We start from the raw sequence: 19,087 nt of genomic DNA, 5'->3' as shown, positions 1-19,087 counted from the left end.
CAGCCGCGCGCCCGGTTTGCCCTGATTGGGTTCGCGGTGTTGCAGCAGGCGGCCTTCGGCGTCGTAACCGTAGTGCACTTCGCCGCGCAGCGCGTCGCTCACCCCGGCCAGCTCGCCGCGGGCGGTGTAGCGATAAGCGCGCCACAGCACGCCGTCTTCCGGCCGGGTCAGTTTGTCGTGGCCAAAGGCGCTGCTCTGCCAGCTGCGGCGGCCCATGGCGTCGTAACGCCGCTGCTGCTGCAGCGCGCCCTGGCTGCGACCGGTTTCCCGGTGCAGGCGATCGCGGGTGAATTCGCTCACCACCTGCTGGTTGAATTTAATGGCGCTGGCGTGGCCGGAGCCGTAATACAGCCACTGCAGGCGATCGCCCTGCGGCAGCGTCAGCGCCTGCAGGTTGGCCAGCGCATCCCATTGGTATTGCAGCTCGCCGTTCACGCCCTGCTCGCCAAGCAGCCGCCCGGCGGCGTCATAGCGCATCTGCACGCTGTCCGGCTCGATGCCCAGCGCCGCGCCGCTCGCCGTCGGCAGGCGGTTCAGCTCGCGCAGCCGTCCCATGGCGTCGAAGCGGTAATGCCATTCCGCGCTGGCATTGCCGCGCCAGACCAACTGCCCGGCCTCGTCGAAGCGGAAGCGCTGTTCGCGCTGCGTCAGCTCACCCGCGCTGCCCGGCAGGCCGACCTCTCGGTGCTCCTCCAACAGCCCGGCCGCGCCGTAGCGATAATAGTGGCGGGTGTCGTCCGGGCGCTCTTCGGCCAGCACGCGGCCCACCGCATCGTAGCTGAAGCGGTAGTCGCCGCCGTTACCGTTCTCCAGCCGCGTCAGCCAGCCCTGCGGGCTGTAGTGATAGCGCCGGGTGCGGTTGATGCGGTCGGTGATGCTGACCGGCAGCCCCAGGGCGTTGTACTGCCAGCGGGTCAGGCTGCCCAACGCGTCCTGATGTTCAGCCAACTGGCCGTGCGCATTCCAGTTAAAACGCTCTTCGCCGCCGTCCGGGTGGATCAGGGTGTGCAGGCGCCCGCCGTTATCCCATAGGTAGCGCGTCTGGTGGCCTTCGGCATCGGTCTGCGCCGTCAGTTGCCCCAGCGCATCGTAGGTATAAGCCGTGACGCTGCCGGAACAGTCGGTGTAGCGCGTCAGCTGGCCGCGGGCGTCCCACTCCAGCTTCACTTCCCCGCCCAGCGCGTCGATCACACTAGCCGGCAGGCTCTCTTCGTCATCCGGATAGCGGTACAGCGTGGTATTGCCCAGGGCATCGACATAACGCGTCGGGCGCCCCAGCGTGTCCCAGTGCTGCGCCTCGCTGCTGCCGTCCGGGTACGCGACGGCGAACAGCCGGCCGCTGTTGCGCGAATATTGATAGCGCGTCACGCGGCCGAGCGGATCGGTCTCCGACAGCAGGCGGCCATAAGAGTCCCATTCGCTCTGGCGCTGCGCGCCGCCGGGCAGCAGCACGCTGCACAGCTCGCCGCGTTGATAGATAAAACCGTAGCGGCGCTGGTCGAAATCGGTGTACTGCGCCACGTTGTCGTCGTCATCCAGCCGCCACTCCGCGCGCTTGCCGTCGCCGCGCACCGCGCTGCGGCGCCCCCCGGCGAAGTCATAGCCGAACTCAAGGGATTCTCCGGCGCTGTTGCGGTAGGCCGTCACGCGCGGCACGCCGTCGATCTCTTGCCATTGGTATTCGTTCAGCAGCCCGGCGGCGTCCTGGTGGCTGATCATCAGGCCGTCGCGCCAGCCAAAGCGGCGCGTTACCTCACCGGCGCGGTTGCTCACCGTCGTCAGTTGGCCCTGCTCATCGTAACCGTAGCGCGCCAGCGTCCGTTCGCCTTCGGCGGTTTGCAGTGCCACTTCGCGCAGGCGGCCCTGCGCGAAGTGGCACATCAGGCGCTGCCCGGCGCTGTCCACCAGTTCGCTCAGCAGCCCCTCGTCGTCGTAAAACAGCGAGGTGGCGTTGCCGATGGCGTCAGTGATCATGCTGAGCCGACTCGGCTGCTCGCCCGCCAGCGGCGGGTAGTGGAAAATCTGTTCGCCGACGTCAAACAGCTGCCAGCTGCCGTCGTCGTTGTGCATCAGCCAGCATTTTTCGGCTTCGCAGTAAGTTTTGTGGCCGCGCGGCACCATAGGGAAAGCGACGAAGTCGCCGGAAGGGGCGCGCCACACCAGGCCGTCCTGATACGGCTGCAGGCTGCTCTCCCAGAACAGGTTCCAGCCGCGGCCCAGTACGCTGTCGCCGGGGTTGCCGCTGCGCCAATAGCGCTGCCAGGCGACCGGCAGCCGCGAAGGCAGCACGAAATCGAGATCGTCTTCGCCGTCGAGGAATTTCTGGCCGCTGACGATATCCACCGGCCGGGCGATAATGCCGACGGCGGCGGTCGCGGTCATCAGGGTGCCGGCGCGGCAGGCGATGCGCGCCAGTTTGTTAATGCCGGGCAGCTTGCCCAGCAGTTTGCCGAGCGCCCCCAGCTTGCCGGCGGCGCCGCCCACGCCGCCCACCAGGCCGGCGAACAGCAGCGTCAGGTCAGAGACCTTGTACAGCCAATCCGGCACTTCGGGCTTGATCGGCAAGGTGGTGACGGTGCCGCCGCCGATAAACACGTTGGGCGAGCCTTCCATCACCTGCGCGTCGCAGTTGGTTTTGTCCCCCACGCGCGAGGCGGGCTGGCCGTTGATGCTGACCTTGTCTGAGCCCTGCGCCATCTGCATGCTCGGGCCGTCGTCGCTGCAGGCCACCTGGCTATTGGTGGCGAGCGCGGCGGGTTTGCCGTTGATGAAGACGTTGGGGGAGCCGGTGACGATATTGCCTTTGGGGGTCAGGCTACCGGCACCGGCGTCGGCAATGCCGTCGCGCGCCGCGGTGGCCGCCTCCCCGGTGAGATACCCCACCGCCAGGCTGGCGCCGATGAGCAACACGCCAACGCCGATACAGGAAGCCGCCAGGCCGGCGACGAACAGCGCCCCCGCCGCCACCGCGCCTGCGGCGGCGATCAGGCCGCCGACAAGGGTGCCGGCAATCATGCCGGCCAGGGCATGGGAATGCCCGATAATATCGCCGACGCGAGCCGCTTCGGTCATCGTAAGGTCCTTTTACGTGAAGAGTTCATCGTTATGCCGCCCGGTAGCTGCTCAGCACCTGCAACAGCAGCGCGTCGTCTTGCGGCGTCAGCTTGCGCGCCATCGCCAGGGTGAACACCAGCACCCGGCCTTCCGCCAGCGCGAACACCGCCTGGTTTTGCCAGATGCGTTTGCCGTCGCGCAGGTAGCTGGCGCGCACCCATTCACCGGCGGTGAATCCATCGCCCAGCGTCGTCGGCTCGCGGCTTTTGAACGCCCAGCCTTTCAGCCCCTGCGCCAGCGCATCGAGCTGGCGGGTGACGTAGCCTTCCAGGTTCTCCGCCGGCTGCAGCGCATCGCGGGAAATATTGACTGAGGGGGAAACATCATCGCCGGCCAACAGGACGTTGACCGTGCGATCGGCATAGCCTTCCGGCAAAGCGACGCTGCCTTCGCTGAAAGCGCAGCGGGATAAAGCGGACATGCGAGGATCCTTTTGCATAAATAATGCTTAAGCATCGCATAACTTAGCCTTGAAATAAAACCATCAGGCGCCGCCAATGTTGCGCGGCGTGACCGCGTTCACTGTGAAAAAGAGCGTGGCCGGAATCTGGCCGGGAATCAAACCGTCATATTACAGAATTATCTGAAACCACTGGCGCGCCGACGCCCTGATTGTGGCTATACTCGGCTATCGCCCTTTTCAGGAGATCAGGATGCTGAGATTCACCCGCAGCGCACTGCTGTGCGCCACGCTGGCCGCGTTCCCCGCCGCCGCCGAAACGCCGAAGTTCGGCCCGGAGCTGCAGGGCTTTCACTACCCCTACCCGTTGCAGCAATTCAGCTTCACCTCACAGGGGCAGACGTTAAAGATGGGCTATATGGACGTGCCGCCGGAAGGCACCGCCAACGGCCGCACCGCGCTGTTGCTGCACGGTAAAAACTTCTGCGCCGCCACCTGGCAGGACACCATCAAGGCGCTGAGCAAGGCCGGTTATCGCGTCATCGCGCCGGATCAAATCGGCTTTTGCGCCTCCACCAAGCCGGCGCATTACCAGTACAGCTTCCAGCAGCTGGCGCAAAACACCCACGGCCTGCTGCAGAACCTGAAAATCAGCCGGGCCATCGTCATCGGCCACTCTACCGGCGGCATGCTGGCCACGCGCTACAGCCTGATGTATCCGCAGGCGGTGGAACGGCTGGTGATGGTCAACCCGATCGGCCTCGAGGACTGGAAGGCGAAAGGCGTGCCGTGGCGCAGCGTCGATCAATGGTTCGCGCGCGAGCTGAACACCTCCGCCGAGGGCATCCGCAACTATGAGCAACGCACCTACTACGGCGGCCGCTGGAAGCCAGAGTACGATCGCTGGGTGGATATGCTGGCCGGGCTGAACAACGGGCCGGGCCACCGCCTGGTGGCGTGGAACTCGGCGCTGATCTACGACATGATCTTCACCCAGCCGGTGTATTACGAGTTCAAGTATCTGCAAACGCCCACCACGTTGATGATCGGCACCGCCGACACCACCGCCATCGGCAGCGATATCGCCCCGCCGGCGGTCAAAGCCAGGATCGGGCACTACGCGGAGCTGGGTAAGCAGACGGCGAAACTGATCCCGCACGCCACGCTGATCGAATTCGCCGGGCTGGGCCATGCGCCGCAAATGGAGGAACCGGAGCGTTTCCATCAGGCGTTGCTCAAGGCGCTGCAACCCTGAGCGGCCGGTTAGCGCGGCCGCCGCACGGCGGCTAAACTTTCAGCTGGCACTCAATTGCAGGAGACAGCCATGCGACAGATTATTGCCAGCGCGTTCGTCAGCCTCGACGGCGTGATGCAGGCGCCCGGCGGGCCGGACGAAGACCGCAGCGGCGGTTTTCGCTTCGGCGGCTGGACCGCACCCTACTGGGATGACGCCGTCGCGGAAACGATGAGCGATCTTTTCTCAGCACCTTTCGATCTGCTGCTCGGGCGGCGCACCTACGATATCTTCGCCGGCTACTGGCCGCACATCACCGACGAGGCCGATCCGTTTTCCGCCGGTATCGCCCGCTCGTTCAATCAGGCCACCAAGTACGTCGCCACCCACCACGGCGAAACGCTGGCGTGGGAAAACAGCCAGTGGCTGGGGCGGGACATCCTCGCCCGGCTGCGCGAGCTGAAGCGCACCCAGGGGCCGGTGCTGCTGGTGCAGGGCAGCAGCACGCTGATGCAACAGCTGCTGGCCAACGACCTGGTGGACGAACTGCGCCTGCTCACCTACCCGGTGCTGCTCGGCGGCGGCAAACGGCTGTTCGATGATAACGCGGCGCCGGCGGCCTTCACGCTGGCTCACTCGGTGATCTCGCCCGGCGGCGTGATCGTGGCCCACTACCGCCGCGCCGGCGAGGTGACGACCGGTTCTTTCGTAGCGGAAAGCGCGGCGGCGGCCCAGTCGTAAAAAAAGGGCCGTTCGGCCCTTTTCTCTTTCCCCTTCATCACCCTCAGGCAAACAGAATATCGCTCTGCTCCACCTGCCCGACCACATGGATCTTGAAGTCGGCGGCGTAGCTGTTGCTCTGGGTGTTCATCAACAGATCGGTGGTGCCGTTGAAGACGTCGAAGTTGAGCTGGATCTCGCCTTTCTGGCCGCTGAAGGCGCTGCCGCTGTCGATAAAGCGCAGCTCGCTCAGGCTGTTGTTGAAGCGCAGGCCGGAGAGATCGATCTTGTCGATGCCGTGCTCGAAGTCTTCAATCACGTCGAACGCCGCCACCGTGGACTCTTTGGCATTGAGATAGACGAAATAGTCGGTGAAGTTGTTGGCGTCTTTGCCGCCCCACAGATGATCCGCCCCCAGGCCGCCGTACAGAATATCGGAGCCGGCGTTGCCCGCCAGCAGGTTGTCCTGATCGTTGCCGATGATCACATCGCGCCCGCTGCCGCCGATGGCGTTCTCGATGATCGCCCCGCGCGCGATGGCGACGTTCTGCGTGCCGCCGCCAACGCTGGAGAACGCGCCGTCGTTCAGGTTGATCATCTGCTGCTGGCTGTAGCCGGAGAAGTCCAGCGTGTCGTTGCCGCCGGCGTCCCACACCGCGAAGTTGACCGGTTTGCCGTTGTCCGCCGTGGCGGTCAGGAAATCGCGCCCGGTGTTGGAGTTGAAGCCGTACACCGTGTCGCCGGTGCGGGTGCTCATGTTGGCGCCGTACAATTTTTGGATCGCGGCGATGTCATCCACCATCGGGCCATAGCCATAAACCCCTTTGGTGTCGGCGCCGGTGTAGCCGGCGTTGAAATAGCTCATGATCGAGTATTGCAGCGAATCCTGATAATAAGCCGCATCGTTCTGGTAGCTCGGGTTGCCCAACGACGCGTCATAAGCTCCCGGGTGCGCCAGCCCCAGAGCATGCCCCAGTTCGTGGGTGAAGGTCTGGCTGCTGAAGTCGCCGCTAACCGGCGCCTGATGGGTGGCGAAGTTTTTGTTGAACCACACCGTGCCCGCAAAGGCGTTATCGCTGCCCGGTTTGGCGCTCGGCGGGTAATAGGCGTAAGCGTTGATGGCATTCGGGCCGCTGCCGGCGGCGGTGCTGCCGTCGGCACGCTGGGTGAAATACGCGAAGGTGATGTCTGCGCGGTGGTTGATATCGGTGGACGCCGCCTCGGTAAAGGTTACGTTCGCCACGTCGGCCCACGCCTGCATCGATTTCAGCGCCTGAGCCTGTGCCGCTTGGGTCAGCGGCTGCAGCCCCTTGTCGCCGTCGTCGGTTTGGCCGATGCGGTTCAGCGCGCTCTGCGTCAGGAAGGAATAGGTCAGCGCCACCGGCTGGTGATACGCCTGATCGCCGTTGTGTGTCAGGCCCGGCCGCGTCAGCTGATCGGCGGCGCGATCGAAGCTGAAGTTATCGCGGATTTTACCCAAATTATTAATGGCTGCTCCGCCACGCTGGTTGCTGTACAGGTTGGCGTTGTCCAGCGTGAACAGCGCACCGTACCCCAATCCGTCATAGGGGCTGCCGGGCTGGTGATAGTAAAACTGATAGTTATGATCGTTGGGGGATGTGGCGGCCAGGCTGGTGAACTCATCGTCATCTTGCAAAATGTCATTGTGGCGACTGCGCATTGCATTCTCCTTTTACACAATAGGAACCCACTCGCTTTGTAAGACTATTCATCAGTCGTTCTTATCTAAGCCAAGGCTTAGGATTGACCAGTATAGTGACTCACCCCGCTGGCGCGAGCCCGTCCGGCCTGGCTTCACCGTGCCGGGCATAGAGATGGAGATATACGTAACAATTTGTATTCTCACTATATTAATGAGAAAAATGAGCGCATTAACGGATTAATTATTCGTTTATTTGCACGTTTTAGCGACGGTTAGATCAGAATAATCGAGGATTAAAAAACCTAATCCTTGCCTCATCATCCCGCGGGGAACGTGCTAAGGTGTGAACGGACAGCCGAAAGGAGTGACCCGATGCCAACCCATTTCCTTATGCGCGCCTTGCGCCGCGCCAGCCTGACAGGAGTCGTTATGAGCGTATTGTGCAGCAGTGCCCTGGGCAGTTCCCTGCCGTTGCTGGAACCCGCCGCGTTGAAGGGCGACTGGCAGCTCGCCGCCATCGGCGACGGCAAAGCCGTCTGCGAGGTGCAGCTGAGCGACGAAACGGTAGCCAACACCAACGCCTTCCGCTTCACCGCCTCCGCCCAGTGCCTGCAGCCGCTGGCGCTGCACGCGCTGCCGGTCGCCTGGCGGCCGACGCCGGACGGCATGACGCTGACCGACGCCGAAGGGAGCATGGTGGCGTTTCTGGCCCTGACCGCGCCGAAGCGTTATGAGCTGATCGACCGCAACGGCCCTTCGCGCTTTGTGCTGATCCCGCGCTAACCCTTCAGGCAAACAGCAAGCCGAGCAGCGCGCCGCCCGCCAGCACCCACAGCGGATGGAGGCGCTTGCTCATGCTCAACCCCGTCGCCAGCGCCACGATCGCCGCCAGCCGCCAGCTGGGCGCGGAAGCCTCGGCGATCAAGAGGCCGCTGGCTGCCACTAACCCCACGGTCAGCGGCACCAGCCCGGCCTGCACGATGCGGCGCCACGGGCGATCCTTAAAGCGCCGCCAGGCGCCCATCACCAGCAGCGTGACGATGGAGGACGGCCCGAATTTGGCGACCGAAGAAACCAACAGTCCCGCCCAGCCGGCCACATGCCAGCCGACCAGCGGCACGATCATCATGTTCGGCCCCGGCGCGGCCTGCGCCATGGCGAACAGCGCGCTGAACTCCTGGGCGCTCATCCACTGATGCACCTCCACCACCTGCCGCTGCATTTCCGGCAGAATGGTCATGCCGCCGCCGAACGCCAGCAGAGAGAGTTCGGTGAAGATCAGCGCTAACGCAATCAACACTCCGCTCATGACGGCCACCGCCACATCAGCAGAATGCTCAGCGGCGCCAGCACCAGCATGGTCGGCAGCAGCGGCAGGCGCAGCCAGGCGATAGCGATCAGCGCCAGCGCGACGATCGCCAGCGCCGGCCATTTACCGCGCAGCGGCAGCAGCATCTTGATCCCGGTCGACAGCAGCAGCCCGGCGGCGGCGGCGGCCAGCCCGGCGAACACATGCTGAACATGCGGATCGTTTTGGAAACGGGCGTACACCATACCCAGCCCCACCACGATCGCCGTCGGCGCGCTGATGAGGCCCAGCAAGGCGCACAGCGCGCCGCGCAGCCCGCGAAACTCCATCCCCACCGCCACCGACAGATTGATCACATTGCCGCCGGGCAGGAACTGGCACAGCCCGAGCAGCTCGGTGAACTGTTTGCCGCTCAGCCAGCGCCGCCGCTCCACCAACATGCTGCGCGCCAGCGGCAACACGCCGCCGAAGCCAATCAGCCCCAGCCACAGAAAGCCCAAAAACAGCTCCGCGTTGCCCGGCGCTGCCGCCGGGTGCGGTTTTAACGTATTGATATCTGACATGACATTGCCGTTCCACATCGCTTGTTTTGATGTCTGGTATCATGCGCGTCGCCATGCCATGATGTCTAATGCATTCCGGAACAACTAAAGATACCTCTGAGGTATGGCAATGATCGAACTGCGTCGCCTGCGGGCGTTCGTCACCGTAGTGGAAGAAGGCAACATCACCCGCGCCGCCGAGCGGCTGTTTATCCAGCAGCCGCCGCTGACCCGCCTGTTGCAGGGGCTGGAAGATGAACTGGGCGTGAAATTGTTGCAGCGCCTGCCGCGCGGCGTGCGCGTCACCGAAGCGGGCGGCGTGTTGTTCGAAGAAGCCCGCGCCCTGCTGGCGCGCGCCGAGCGCCTGCGCGAAGCGGTGCAGCGCGCCGCCCGCGGCGAGCAGGGCCACATCGCCATCGGTTTCACCAGCTCCGCGGCGCTGCACCCGTTCGTGCCCAACCTGTTGCGCCGCTACCGCGACATCCTGCCGGGCATCACCACCCAGCTGGAAGAGGCCGGCAGCGGCGAGCTGATGGAGGCGTTGCTGGAACAGCGCCTCGACGCCGCCTTCGTGCGTTCACCGGCCAGCGGCATTCCCGGTCTGAGCGTGGAACCGGTGCTCAGCGAGCCGATGATCGTCGCCCTGCCGCTGGGCCACCGGCTGGCGCAAGAAGCGCAGCAACCGCTCCCGCTGGCCGAACTGGCCCACGAGGCCTTTATTCTCTATCGCCGCCCGGCCGGCCAGGGGCTGTACGACGCTATCCTGGCCGCCTGCCACCGCGCCGGCTTCAGCCCGCGCATCGTGCAGGAAGCGCCGCGCCTGCCGGCCACCCTCAGCCTGGTCGGCGCCGGGCTGGGGTTGTCAATTGTGCCCGGCTCGATGCGGCGGCTGGGCGGCGACGGCATCGTCTACCGCACCCTCGCCGAAGAAGCGCAGCTCAGCGCCCCGCTTTACCTGGCACTGCGCCATAGCCCGGCCTCACCGATCGTCGAGCGCTTTCGCCAGCTGGTGCTGGAGACCGTGGGGGCGCCGGACGCTGACGTCACAACAACAGCCCGAACGGCCAATAAAAAATGACGTTCGTTTATTATTTATTTAAACCGGCCAGCGACTAAAATTAATTCCAATTAATGACTATTCAACTTCCGGATAATTAACTAAACCTGCACTCACTTAGTAACAAACACAAACAAATAAGCGCCTACGCAATACATTCCAGCCGCTAGGATTTAAGGGTCACAGCCTATTCCCGCCGATGACAAAAAATCATTTCAATGGCGATCGTGCCTTCCCTGTCGCCTGCCACTGCAGGCGCACGGTTTTATATTGGAGAAAATGCTATGCTATCGCGTCGTGATATATTGAAAGTCTCCGCCGTCAGCGCGGCCGCCGCCGGCATGATCGGCGGCATCGCCAAAAATGCCGCTGCCGACGACCATCGCAATATCGTGCCCCCCAGCAGCTATCAGCCGCCAGCCGATGCGCAGCATCTCTATAAATACAAATTCACCGACAGCAAAAAGCGCAGCCTGCCCAGCGGCTGGGCACGCGAAGCCACCGTCGAGCAATTCCCGATCTCCGAAGGCGTGGCCGGCGTCGACATGACGCTGGAGCCAGGCGGCGTGCGCGAACTGCACTGGCACGCCATCGCCGCCGAATGGGCGTTTATGCTGGAAGGCCATGCGCGCATCACCATCCTCGATCCCGAGGGAAAATGTGAGGTGGCGGATTTCGGCCCCGGTGACGTCTGGTATTTCCCGAAAGGCTATGGTCATTCCATTCAGGCGTTGGCGGACGGCGCGCATTTTATTCTGGCATTCGATAACGGCCATTTCTCCGAATTCGGCACCTTCAGCATCACCGATTGGGTGGCGCATATGCCGAAAGAGGTATTGGAAAAAAGCGTCGACATGCCGGCGGCGGTATTTTCCAAGGCCAAACAGGGCGAAGCGTATATTGTCGGCGGCGCCGTTCCGCCCGCCTTGCCATTGCCGAAAAGCGACGGCGGATTAAATAATGCCCCGCTGACCCACCGCTATGAATTAATGAAGCAAAAGCCGTTCTTTGAAAATGACGCCGGCAGCGTCCATTTGGTGTCGTCGAAAGAATTTCCCATTTCCACCACCATGACCGGCATCATCGAGATCGTGAAACCCGGCGCGATCCGGGAATTGCACTGGCACCCCAACGCCAACGAATGGCAATACTATATTGCCGGCAAAGGCCGCATGACGGTGTTCAGCTCGCACGGCCACGCACAGACGGAAGAGTACGCGCCTTCAGACGTCGGTTACGTGCCGCAGGGCTTCGGCCATTACATCGAGAACATCGGCGATGAGGATTTGAAGGTGTTGATCGTGATGGACAACGGCATTTATCAAGATATTTCGTTGTCCGACTGGCTGGCGAAAACCCCGGCCTACCTGCTGGCGGACAACTTCAATAATCAGGTTGAGGACTGGCAGGATAGACCGAAAGACAAGCGGGTCATGTCACGGCGCAGCCGCTGACGCTGCGGCGAGGGAGAGACCCCTCGCCGCTTTTCTTTACTGCTTGCGCTGCTCCGCCACCTGTTTGGCGGTGACCTTGCCCTGCTTGTCGCCAAAGTGGCCGACCACGAAGTTGGCGACCGCCGCCACTTCCTCGTCGGAATAGGCGCTGCCGAACGCCGGCATCATCTCATGCCGCTCGCCGACGCTGATGCTCGTCCCCTTCAGGATGGCCTGCACCACGCTGCGCCCCTGCGGATCGTTCACCGCCGTGCTGCCCACCAGCGATGCATACTCGCTCTGGCGGCCCGGCCCGTTCCACTGGTGGCAGCCGCTGCAGTCGTTGGCAAATATCCGCCGCCCGAGCGAGCTGTCTTGCCCGCCCGGCAGGATCGGCGTGGAGGCCCCCGCGCCCTTCGGCTGCAGATTCACCGCAGCGGCGCCATCGCCGGCAATCGGTTCGATGTCGCGCAGGTATTTCACCAGCGCCAGATTATCTTCCGGCGTCAGGAACTGCAGGCTGTTTTCCACCGCTTCCGCCATCGGGCCGGCGGCGCTGCTGCGCCCCGGCGCATGACCGGTGGCCAGATATTGCGACAGCTGCTGGTCGCTCCAGCCGCCGATGCCGGTCTGCTTATCCGGCGTGATGTTGGCGGCGAACCAGCCCTGCACCACTTCACCGCTCAGGTGCTTGCTCTGGTTGAGGCCGAACCCCAGATTGCGCGGCGTGTGACACTCGCCGCAGTGGCCCAGCGCCGTCGCCAGATAGGCACCGCGGTTCCACTGCTCGTCCTTGTTGAGATCCGGCGCGAAGCGCTGCTCATGGAAGAACGCCAGGTTCCAGAATTTCATGCCCCAACGCTGGTTGAACGGGAACGACAGATCGTTTTGCGGGTTGGCCTGTTTCACCGGCGGCAGGCTGAACAGATAATCCTTGATCGCCAGCACGTCGTCGCGGCTCAGTTCGGTGTACGAGGTATAAGGCATCGCCGGATACAGGTTGCCCTGCGGGCCGATGCCCTCACGCACCGCGCGCACGAACTGATCGTCGCTCCAGTTGCCGATGCCGGTTTCCTTGTCGGCGGTGATGTTGGTGCCGTAAATCGTGCCGAACGGCAGCTTGAAGGCGAAGCCGCCCGCATACGGCGCGCCGCCCGGCGCGGTGTGGCACGCCACGCAGTCGGCGGCGCGCGCCAGGTACTCGCCGCGCGCCAGTTTATCGGTGATGCCGGCCGGCGCCCCGGCGATCGGCGCCGCTGGCTCCGCGCCGGTGGGCCGCAGCAGCTCGTACAGCGCGTATCCTCCCGCCAACACCACCACGGCAATAATCAGCCATAACAGCCCTTTCAAGGCGTTGCTCATCGCATCTCTCCCTAACCCAACGCCTTGGCGGCCTGGTGGATGGCGGCGCGAATGCGCACATAGGTGGCGCAGCGGCAGACGTTGCCGCCCATCGCCGCGTCGATGTCCGCATCGCTCGGGTTCTTGCTTTGCGCCAGCAGCGCGCTGGCGCTCATGATCTGGCCGGACTGGCAGTAGCCGCACTGCACCACGTCCAGATCAAGCCAGGCTTCCTGCACCGCCTTGCCTTCCGGCGTAGCGCCCACGGCTTCGATGGTGGTGATTTTTTTGCCGACGGCGGCGGAGACCGGCGTCATGCACGAACGCACCGGCACGCCGTCCAGATGCACGGTGCAAGCGCCGCACATGGCGATGCCGCAGCCGAACTTGGTGCCGGTCAGACCGGCTTCGTCACGCAGAAACCACAGCAGCGGCATGTGCGGATCGCCCTCGAAGGTCAGCGGCTGATCGTTTACGGTTAAATGAATCATCAGGTTCTCTCCTTGTCAGACGCCGGATTCGCAGTGGGATTATGCAGCGGCAGGCTCAGCGAGGTGCGCGGCCGCCCGAGCAGCGCCAGCGCGTTGCCGACCGCCGGGGCGATGGTCGGTACCCCCAGCTCGCCCACGCCGGTCGGTTTCTCGCTCGAGGGCACGATGATCACCTCGATCTCCGGCATCTCATCGATGCGCAGCGGGCGGAAGTTATTGAAGTTGGACTGTTCGACCACGCCATCTTTCAGCGTGATATTGCCGTACAGCGCCAGGCTCAGGCCGTAGCCGATGCCGCCCTCGATCTGCGCGCGGATCACGTCGGGGTTCACCGCCACGCCACAGTCCACCGCGCACCACACCTTGTGCACTTTCGGGATGCCGCCTTCGCCTATCGACACCTCGGCCACCTGCGCCACATAGGTGTCGAACGCCTTGGCAACGCCCACGCCGCGCGCGCGTCCGTCCACCACCTTGGCGCCCTGCCAGTCGGCGGCTTTCGCTACCGCCCGCAGTACGCCCGCCGCGCGCGGCGCATCGCCCATCAACGCCAGTCGCCCTTCCACCGGATCCTGGCCGGTTTCCTGCAACAGCTGATCGATAAAACTCTCCACCGCGTGGCCGGTATGGGTGCTGGCGACCGACCGCAGCGAGGTGGTCGGTACCTTGCCGGGCACGATATGCGCATCGCAGCGGAAGGCTTCGAAGGTGTATGAGACCTCGCTGGCGCCTTCGACCATCATCTGATCGAGGCCGTTGACCACCAACGCATCCATCGCGCTGTGGCGCGTCCAGGAGTGGCCGACTACGGTATCGGTCCAGCCCACCGCCTTGCCGCCGCGGATGGCGCCGCGCAGGCGGTGCAGGATCATCGGGCGATACCAGCCGTTGCGGATGTCGTCCTCGCGCGTCCATACCACCTTCACGCCGTGGCCGGGGCCGATACCCTTGGCGGCCGCCGCCATGTCGGCCGCCAGATCCGGCCCCAGCGTCGGGTTGCCTAAATCGATGCGCCGGCCGAAGCTGCCGCCCGCCAGAATGGTTTCAATCTGTACCTTGTCCGGCGGCAACTCGAACAGATCGCACAGCTGCTTGTGATCGAGCGTTTGGATTTGGCAGCCGTAGCGCGCCTTGACGCTCTCGCCGTCCCAGAACAGATAGCCGTCCAGCGGCTCCATCGGCGCGTGCGCGACGTACGGGAAGGTGTATTCGGCCTCGATCACCTTGTCAGCCTTGTCGAACACCTCGTCCGGCTTACCGAGACTCTTCGCCACCACGCCGGTTTTCTGCGCCACCTGGCGGAATTCGGCGTAGATCTCCTCGGTGTTGCGCCGTTCGGCCTGCGCATCGTCCCAGGTGACCCGCAGCCGATCCCGCCCCTGGATCGCCGCCCAGGTATTGTTGGCGTAAACCGCTACGCCGGTGGCGATTTGCTTCACCGCCACCACGCCCGGCACCGCCAACGCGCGTTCGGCGTCAAACGTCGCTACCTTGCCGCCAAAGCGCGGCGGTTTCTTGATAGTGACGGTCAACATATCCGGCTCGTGGATATCCTGCGAGAACTGCGCGCTGCCGTTGGTTTTCGCCAGCGAATCGACGCGGTGCAGGCCGCGCGTTTTGCCGATCAGGGTAAAAGTGGCCGGATCCTTCAGCGTCAGGCTGGCGGGATCGGGCGGCGGCAGCGTGGCGGCCAGCGCGGCGAATTCGCCGAAGCCCGCTTCGCGCCCGCTGGCGGCATGGTGGATCTTGCCCGACTGCACGGTGATTTCCTGCGCGGAGGTTTTCCAACGCTGCGCGGCGGCCTGCACCAACAGCGCACGAGCCATGGCGCCCATGCGGCGCATTTGTTCATAGGCATTGGCCACCGAGCTGGAACCGCCGGTGCCCTGGAATCCGAACGCCAGATTTTTATAGATATTGGTGTCCACCGGCGCGGCCACGACCCGTACCTGTGCCCAGTCGGCGTCGAGCTCTTCGGCGACCAGCGTCGCCATGCCGGTATAGACCCCCTGGCCCACTTCGGTGTGTTTACTGATGACGGTAACGATGCCGTCGGCGCCGATCTGGACGAAGGCGTTAGCGTCAAACGCCGTCGCGCCGGAGGCGGCCGGGGCATTCGAGCGCGCCAGCGCGCCGGTGGACGGCAGATAGGCGCCGATCACCAACGCCCCGGCGCCGACGATAAACCGCCGCCGCGAAAGCGGAACTTGGGATATGCTCATTGCTCATGACTCCAAAAAAGCCGAAGGCGTCACTGCCTTCGGCGATACAAATCTTGTTATGGGAATGGCTTGCCGCGTCTATCAGGTGATATAGCGCAACAGAGCAATAATTAGCGTAGCCTATTATTCAATAGGCTTAATGTTGAAAAGGGATTTTCTATTGGAGAATCGTGCGGTTCGAGCCGCCGAGGACAGGCGGTTGCATGAGCGAGCCTTTCAGCTATAAATGAAGCACCTCCAATCTCAATGAGTCTTACCGCTATGTCGGAACACAAAAAATTTCGCTTGTATCGGCCATTGAAAGGCCTGACCCACACCTTTGGCGATCAATGGTTTGCCCTGAAAGCCGAGGCGTTCGCCCGTTTCTTCGGCACGCCGACTTTTTTGGTAGGGCAAACGGTGGTGGTCGGCGTGTGGATCTATCTTAACCTGGCCGGTTTTACCAAGTTCGATCCTTATCCGTTTATTTTGCTGAACCTGGCGTTCAGCCTGCAGGCGGCCTACGCCGCACCGTTGATCTTGCTGGCGCAAACGCGCCAGGCCGAGCGCGACCAGGCGCATGCCTTGGCCGATGCCCAGCACCGGGAGGATCTGGATGAGGCGATGGCGCAGCGGCAAACCCTGGCCGAACGGCAGTCCGAACAGCTGCTTGAACTGCTGAAGCAAAATACGGAATTAACCGCCCTGACGAAGCAGATGGCCGAACGCATTGAGAACCTCACCCTCCAGTTAACCCAACGCGGCCGGCTGTAACGGCGGCTATCTCAGCTCTGCGTCGCCGCCAGATAGGAAAATACGCAGAGCAGGTTGACTTGCGCCGCCATGTTGTCACTGTCGAAGGCCACGGTCAGCGCGTCCTGACGCTGCACGCCAGGCACCAGGCTGAACAGATCCGCCAGCACCGGTTTGGCCGCCATCAGCGTCAATCGATAAGGCGCCATGAAGCGGCGCTCCACCGGCAGTTTGGCGCCCTGGCGCACCTGCTGCATCGCCCGTTCGCGGATCTCCGCTCGCGCCCGCTGCGGGCTAAGCGATTCGGCGGCGGTTTGCGAGAGGGCACGCTTCACGCACACATAGCCAGACTGCGGATAACGTTCAGCAATCCAACGTTGCAGCTCGTCGTCACCGCTCACCAGCCACAGCGGCACGTTCAACTCCGCCGCCATCGCCGCATACAGATCGCTTTCGCCCACCACTTCGCCGTTCAGGCTGACACGATAAAAGGCCCGGCCGTTGATGGTATGCGCCAGCACGCCGCGTTCGCCGGCGGCGCTGTGGTAGCCGATAAACATCAGGCCGTCGTAGCGTTGATGCTGCAGCCCTTCCACCATCGACAGCCCGCGCGGTTTGCCCTGCACCAGGCGCGCTCGCGCATCGATGCGATCGGCGCGCAGGTTCTGCATCATGGCGTGGCTGTCGGCCACCGTCACCTCGGTAGCGCCGCCGGCAAAAGCGCCGTCGATCGCGGCGTTGACTTCCTGCTCCATCAGCTCGCGCGCCGCCGCATAGTCGGCGTGGGCCGGGTTGCACTGCTCCGGCCGCATCACGCCGGCAATACCTTCGATATCCGCAGAGATAAAGACCTTCACATCAAGCTCCCGTTATTTAATTTGCCGCCGCCAGCCGATCGAGCAGCGGGCCCAGCGCTGCGCGCGCATGCTGCTGGAAACCGCTGACGCCTTCGGCGCTCAGCAACGCATCCAACACCGCGTATTCGGTGGCGTCCGCCGCCGCCGCAAACAGCGGCTCCAGCCTTTCGTCCGGCAGCGTGGCCCCCAGCAATCGGGTGGAGAACGCCAGCGCAATGTCGCCGGAGCCGTGCCCCCAATGGCTGCCCACCCGCCCCAGGCCCGCGCCTGCTCTGCGGGCAATGCGGCTCAGCTGGCGGCTGTCCAGCGCCCGATCGCAGGCGATGATGATAATGACCGAACCGGCGTCCACCTGCGGCGGTGGATCCGCCAACAGCTTACCCAGCGCAGGGCCAACGCGCACGCCGCTCAGCGTCAGCGAGTCGAGCGTGCCGAAGTTGGCCAGTACCAGCACGCCGAGCGTGGTGCCCAGCCCCGGGCAATAGCGCGAGGCGGTGCCGATGCCGCCCTTCAGGCCGAAGCTGCTCATGCCGCGCCCGGCGCCGACGCTGCCGCGTGCAAAGCGGGTGGAATGGTTATCCAGCGCGCTGAAAACGTGCTCCTCACGCACCGCCATCGCCTGAATATCGTTGAGGTAACCGTCGTTGCACTCCAGTACCAGCGGATTAATGGTGGCGCTGCCGCGGCCGATCTGCGGGTAGCGCAAGCAGCTGCGCCGCACCATGGCGTTGAACAGCGTGCCGACGGCGAAGGTGTTGCTCAGCAGAATAGGCGTCTGCAACTCCCCCAGCTCATTCAATTGCACCAACCCCAGCGGCTTGGCGAAGCCGTTGAGCACCGCGCTGCCGCACGGCAACGGTTGGTTGAACAGATCGCCCGGCGGCACGATGGCGGTGACGCCGGTCTGGCATTCGCCGTCGGCCAAGGTGTGATGCCCGACGCTGACGCCCGGCACGTCACACAGGCTGTCGGTCGGCCCGGCCGGATAGCGCGCGCCCGGCAGGCGGCGATGGCGCCGCCAATAGCTCAGCAGATTGTCGAGGCTTTGTTGTTCAAACACCTGGCTGTCTATCATGGTTCCCTCATCCGCCGTTAGCCCATCAGAAAACCAGAATATCGCGCAATACGCCGCGCCGTAAATTGAAAGCCGAAGCGGGCAGCAAAATAGCTTTTCTCCATCGCCGTTCAGACCCACTCGCAGGGCATCGAAGACGCCCTGCTGCTGCGGGGGACAGATCTGGTGCTGAAGGCGCGCAAGCGCTGCGACGTGGCGCACGGCAAAGACATGGCCATCACCCACGGCGAGTATGAAGAACTGAAGAGCGAACTCGGCGAACGCATTCTCGCCGGCAGGTGGGAGACCATTTTGGGCAGCCCGCAGACCTGAGCCTTATTGGGGTTTTAGCGGGCAATCGGATAATATAAAAAAATGAATGATTCAAAACTCGATTATGGCTCAATTGAATAAATAAACCATGACCATAATAATGACGCAAACAGAGCAAAACAATAAATCACCGGAAAAATTTCTCAATGAGTCCAAGTAGTCATTGCTGTTCTTATTTAGTTTGTTAATGGCATCGTTTTCGTTCTCAGCTTCTACGTCAACATGATGCTTTCTGAACCCCTTCCGCTTCATGTCTTTAATTATTTCTCGTGTAACCACTTCCTTTCTCAGCACCCTTGATTCATCGCTCTTTATAAAAACAACATATTTATTCATCATATACCCCATAAAAGCACAGAATTTTACTTCTGTGCTGGGATTGCAGCTGTTAATTAGCGTTTGGTTCTGGATTCTCTGGCCTCTCTCGGTCCAGTGCCATTGCCGCCATACCCATTTCCTGTAGAACTGCCATTCCCCAGAAACCACTGGCGCAGGAACCACTGCCATAAGGGCTGTTTTTTGACAAGAATGACTGAAGGTATATTCTCACTGCTGAAAATAATCATATTGGAATAAAACCCAGAA

General features: G+C 63.0%; 17 protein-coding genes and 1 pseudogene. 7 read left to right on the top strand and 11 right to left on the bottom strand.

The features are described from left to right. Together FUU19_RS24630 and FUU19_RS24625 are read right to left on the bottom strand one after the other, a co-directional pair. Positions 1-3,072: PAAR domain-containing protein (locus FUU19_RS24630; RefSeq protein WP_230507431.1), on the bottom strand; the 3,072-nt coding region annotated here is incomplete at its 3' end. 31 nt (positions 3,073-3,103) lie between these two features. Beyond that, positions 3,104-3,535, bottom strand: coding sequence for a DcrB-related protein (locus FUU19_RS24625; RefSeq protein ID WP_202669463.1), 432 nt, complete (start codon positions 3,533-3,535; stop codon positions 3,104-3,106). Positions 3,536-3,767: 232 nt separating this feature from the next. Between FUU19_RS24625 and FUU19_RS24620 the strand changes: the two genes are divergently transcribed. Both FUU19_RS24620 and FUU19_RS24615 read left to right on the top strand, forming a co-directional pair. Then, positions 3,768-4,769: an alpha/beta fold hydrolase gene (locus FUU19_RS24620; protein ID WP_141968988.1), complete on the top strand. Its 1,002-nt coding sequence runs from the start codon at positions 3,768-3,770 to the stop codon at positions 4,767-4,769. A gap of 69 nt (positions 4,770-4,838) precedes the next feature. Further along, entirely contained in the window at positions 4,839-5,489 is a 651-nt protein-coding gene (locus FUU19_RS24615; protein WP_141968990.1) for a dihydrofolate reductase family protein, read from the top strand. 43 nt (positions 5,490-5,532) lie between these two features. Here the strand turns inward: FUU19_RS24615 and FUU19_RS24610 are convergent, their stop codons facing one another. Beyond that, positions 5,533-7,149, bottom strand: a complete 1,617-nt coding sequence (locus FUU19_RS24610) for a serralysin family metalloprotease (RefSeq protein WP_141968992.1) — start codon at positions 7,147-7,149, stop codon at positions 5,533-5,535. A 411-nt stretch (positions 7,150-7,560) separates the two neighbouring features. Between FUU19_RS24610 and FUU19_RS24605 the strand changes: the two genes are divergently transcribed. Continuing rightward, positions 7,561-7,914 (top strand): protease inhibitor Inh/omp19 family protein, encoded by a 354-nt coding sequence (locus FUU19_RS24605; protein ID WP_103682004.1) that lies wholly within the window; start codon positions 7,561-7,563, stop codon positions 7,912-7,914. 4 nt (positions 7,915-7,918) lie between these two features. On the opposite strand, the gene FUU19_RS24600 is transcribed toward FUU19_RS24605, so the two are convergent. Beyond that, entirely contained in the window at positions 7,919-8,440 is a 522-nt protein-coding gene (locus FUU19_RS24600) for a chromate transporter (protein WP_103682005.1), read from the bottom strand. Beyond that, positions 8,437-9,003 carry a chromate transporter gene (locus tag FUU19_RS24595; protein ID WP_230490552.1) on the bottom strand — a complete coding sequence of 189 codons (567 nt, stop codon included), beginning with the start codon at positions 9,001-9,003 and terminating at the stop codon, positions 8,437-8,439. Before FUU19_RS24595 ends, FUU19_RS24600 begins: the two co-directional genes overlap by 4 nt. A 103-nt stretch (positions 9,004-9,106) precedes the next feature. On the opposite strand from FUU19_RS24595, the gene FUU19_RS24590 reads away from it, so the two are divergent. Together FUU19_RS24590 and FUU19_RS24585 are read left to right on the top strand one after the other, a co-directional pair. Beyond that, the gene (locus FUU19_RS24590) at positions 9,107-10,060 is read left to right on the top strand and encodes a LysR family transcriptional regulator (RefSeq protein ID WP_230490551.1); all 954 of its coding nucleotides are present in this window, start codon (positions 9,107-9,109) and stop codon (positions 10,058-10,060) included. Between the two features lie 263 nt (positions 10,061-10,323). Next, positions 10,324-11,493 carry a cupin domain-containing protein gene (locus FUU19_RS24585; protein WP_141968996.1) on the top strand — a complete coding sequence of 390 codons (1,170 nt, stop codon included), beginning with the start codon at positions 10,324-10,326 and terminating at the stop codon, positions 11,491-11,493. Positions 11,494-11,529: 36 nt separating this feature from the next. Here the strand turns inward: FUU19_RS24585 and FUU19_RS24580 are convergent, their stop codons facing one another. From FUU19_RS24580 to FUU19_RS24570, 3 genes are read right to left on the bottom strand one after another with little or no spacing between them, the layout of a single operon-like run. Further along, positions 11,530-12,834, bottom strand: coding sequence for a c-type cytochrome (locus FUU19_RS24580; protein ID WP_230490549.1), 1,305 nt, complete (start codon positions 12,832-12,834; stop codon positions 11,530-11,532). An 11-nt stretch (positions 12,835-12,845) separates the two neighbouring features. Beyond that, positions 12,846-13,304: a (2Fe-2S)-binding protein gene (locus FUU19_RS24575; RefSeq protein ID WP_016927823.1), complete on the bottom strand. Its 459-nt coding sequence runs from the start codon at positions 13,302-13,304 to the stop codon at positions 12,846-12,848. Continuing rightward, on the bottom strand, positions 13,304-15,526 hold the full coding sequence (locus tag FUU19_RS24570; protein WP_230507429.1) for a xanthine dehydrogenase family protein molybdopterin-binding subunit: 2,223 nt from the start codon (positions 15,524-15,526) through the stop codon (positions 13,304-13,306). Before FUU19_RS24570 ends, FUU19_RS24575 begins: the two co-directional genes overlap by 1 nt. Positions 15,527-15,787: 261 nt before the next feature. On the opposite strand from FUU19_RS24570, the gene FUU19_RS24565 reads away from it, so the two are divergent. Then, on the top strand, positions 15,788-16,279 hold the full coding sequence (locus FUU19_RS24565) for a DUF1003 domain-containing protein (protein WP_141969002.1): 492 nt from the start codon (positions 15,788-15,790) through the stop codon (positions 16,277-16,279). Positions 16,280-16,290: 11 nt separating this feature from the next. Here the strand turns inward: FUU19_RS24565 and FUU19_RS24560 are convergent, their stop codons facing one another. Both FUU19_RS24560 and FUU19_RS24555 read right to left on the bottom strand, forming a co-directional pair. Next, a complete protein-coding gene (locus FUU19_RS24560) occupies positions 16,291-17,115 on the bottom strand; it encodes a M55 family metallopeptidase (RefSeq protein ID WP_230507420.1) in 825 nt (274 codons plus the stop codon). A gap of 16 nt (positions 17,116-17,131) precedes the next feature. Then, a complete protein-coding gene (locus tag FUU19_RS24555) occupies positions 17,132-18,190 on the bottom strand; it encodes a P1 family peptidase (RefSeq protein WP_197770583.1) in 1,059 nt (352 codons plus the stop codon). Positions 18,191-18,298: 108 nt separating this feature from the next. On the opposite strand from FUU19_RS24555, the pseudogene FUU19_RS24550 reads away from it, so the two are divergent. Then, positions 18,299-18,502 (top strand): annotated as a pseudogene (locus FUU19_RS24550) (FAD-dependent urate hydroxylase HpxO); the annotation flags it as partial. A 69-nt stretch (positions 18,503-18,571) separates the two neighbouring features. Here FUU19_RS24550 and FUU19_RS24795 read toward each other — a convergent pair. Next, positions 18,572-19,009: a hypothetical protein gene (locus FUU19_RS24795; protein WP_399611420.1), complete on the bottom strand. Its 438-nt coding sequence runs from the start codon at positions 19,007-19,009 to the stop codon at positions 18,572-18,574. Positions 19,010-19,087: the final 78 nt, after the last annotated feature.

It is taken from the genome of Serratia montpellierensis (genome assembly GCF_020858655.1).
GTDB lineage: Bacteria > Pseudomonadota > Gammaproteobacteria > Enterobacterales > Enterobacteriaceae > Serratia > Serratia montpellierensis.
This window is presented reverse-complemented; position numbering and strand designations above follow the sequence as displayed.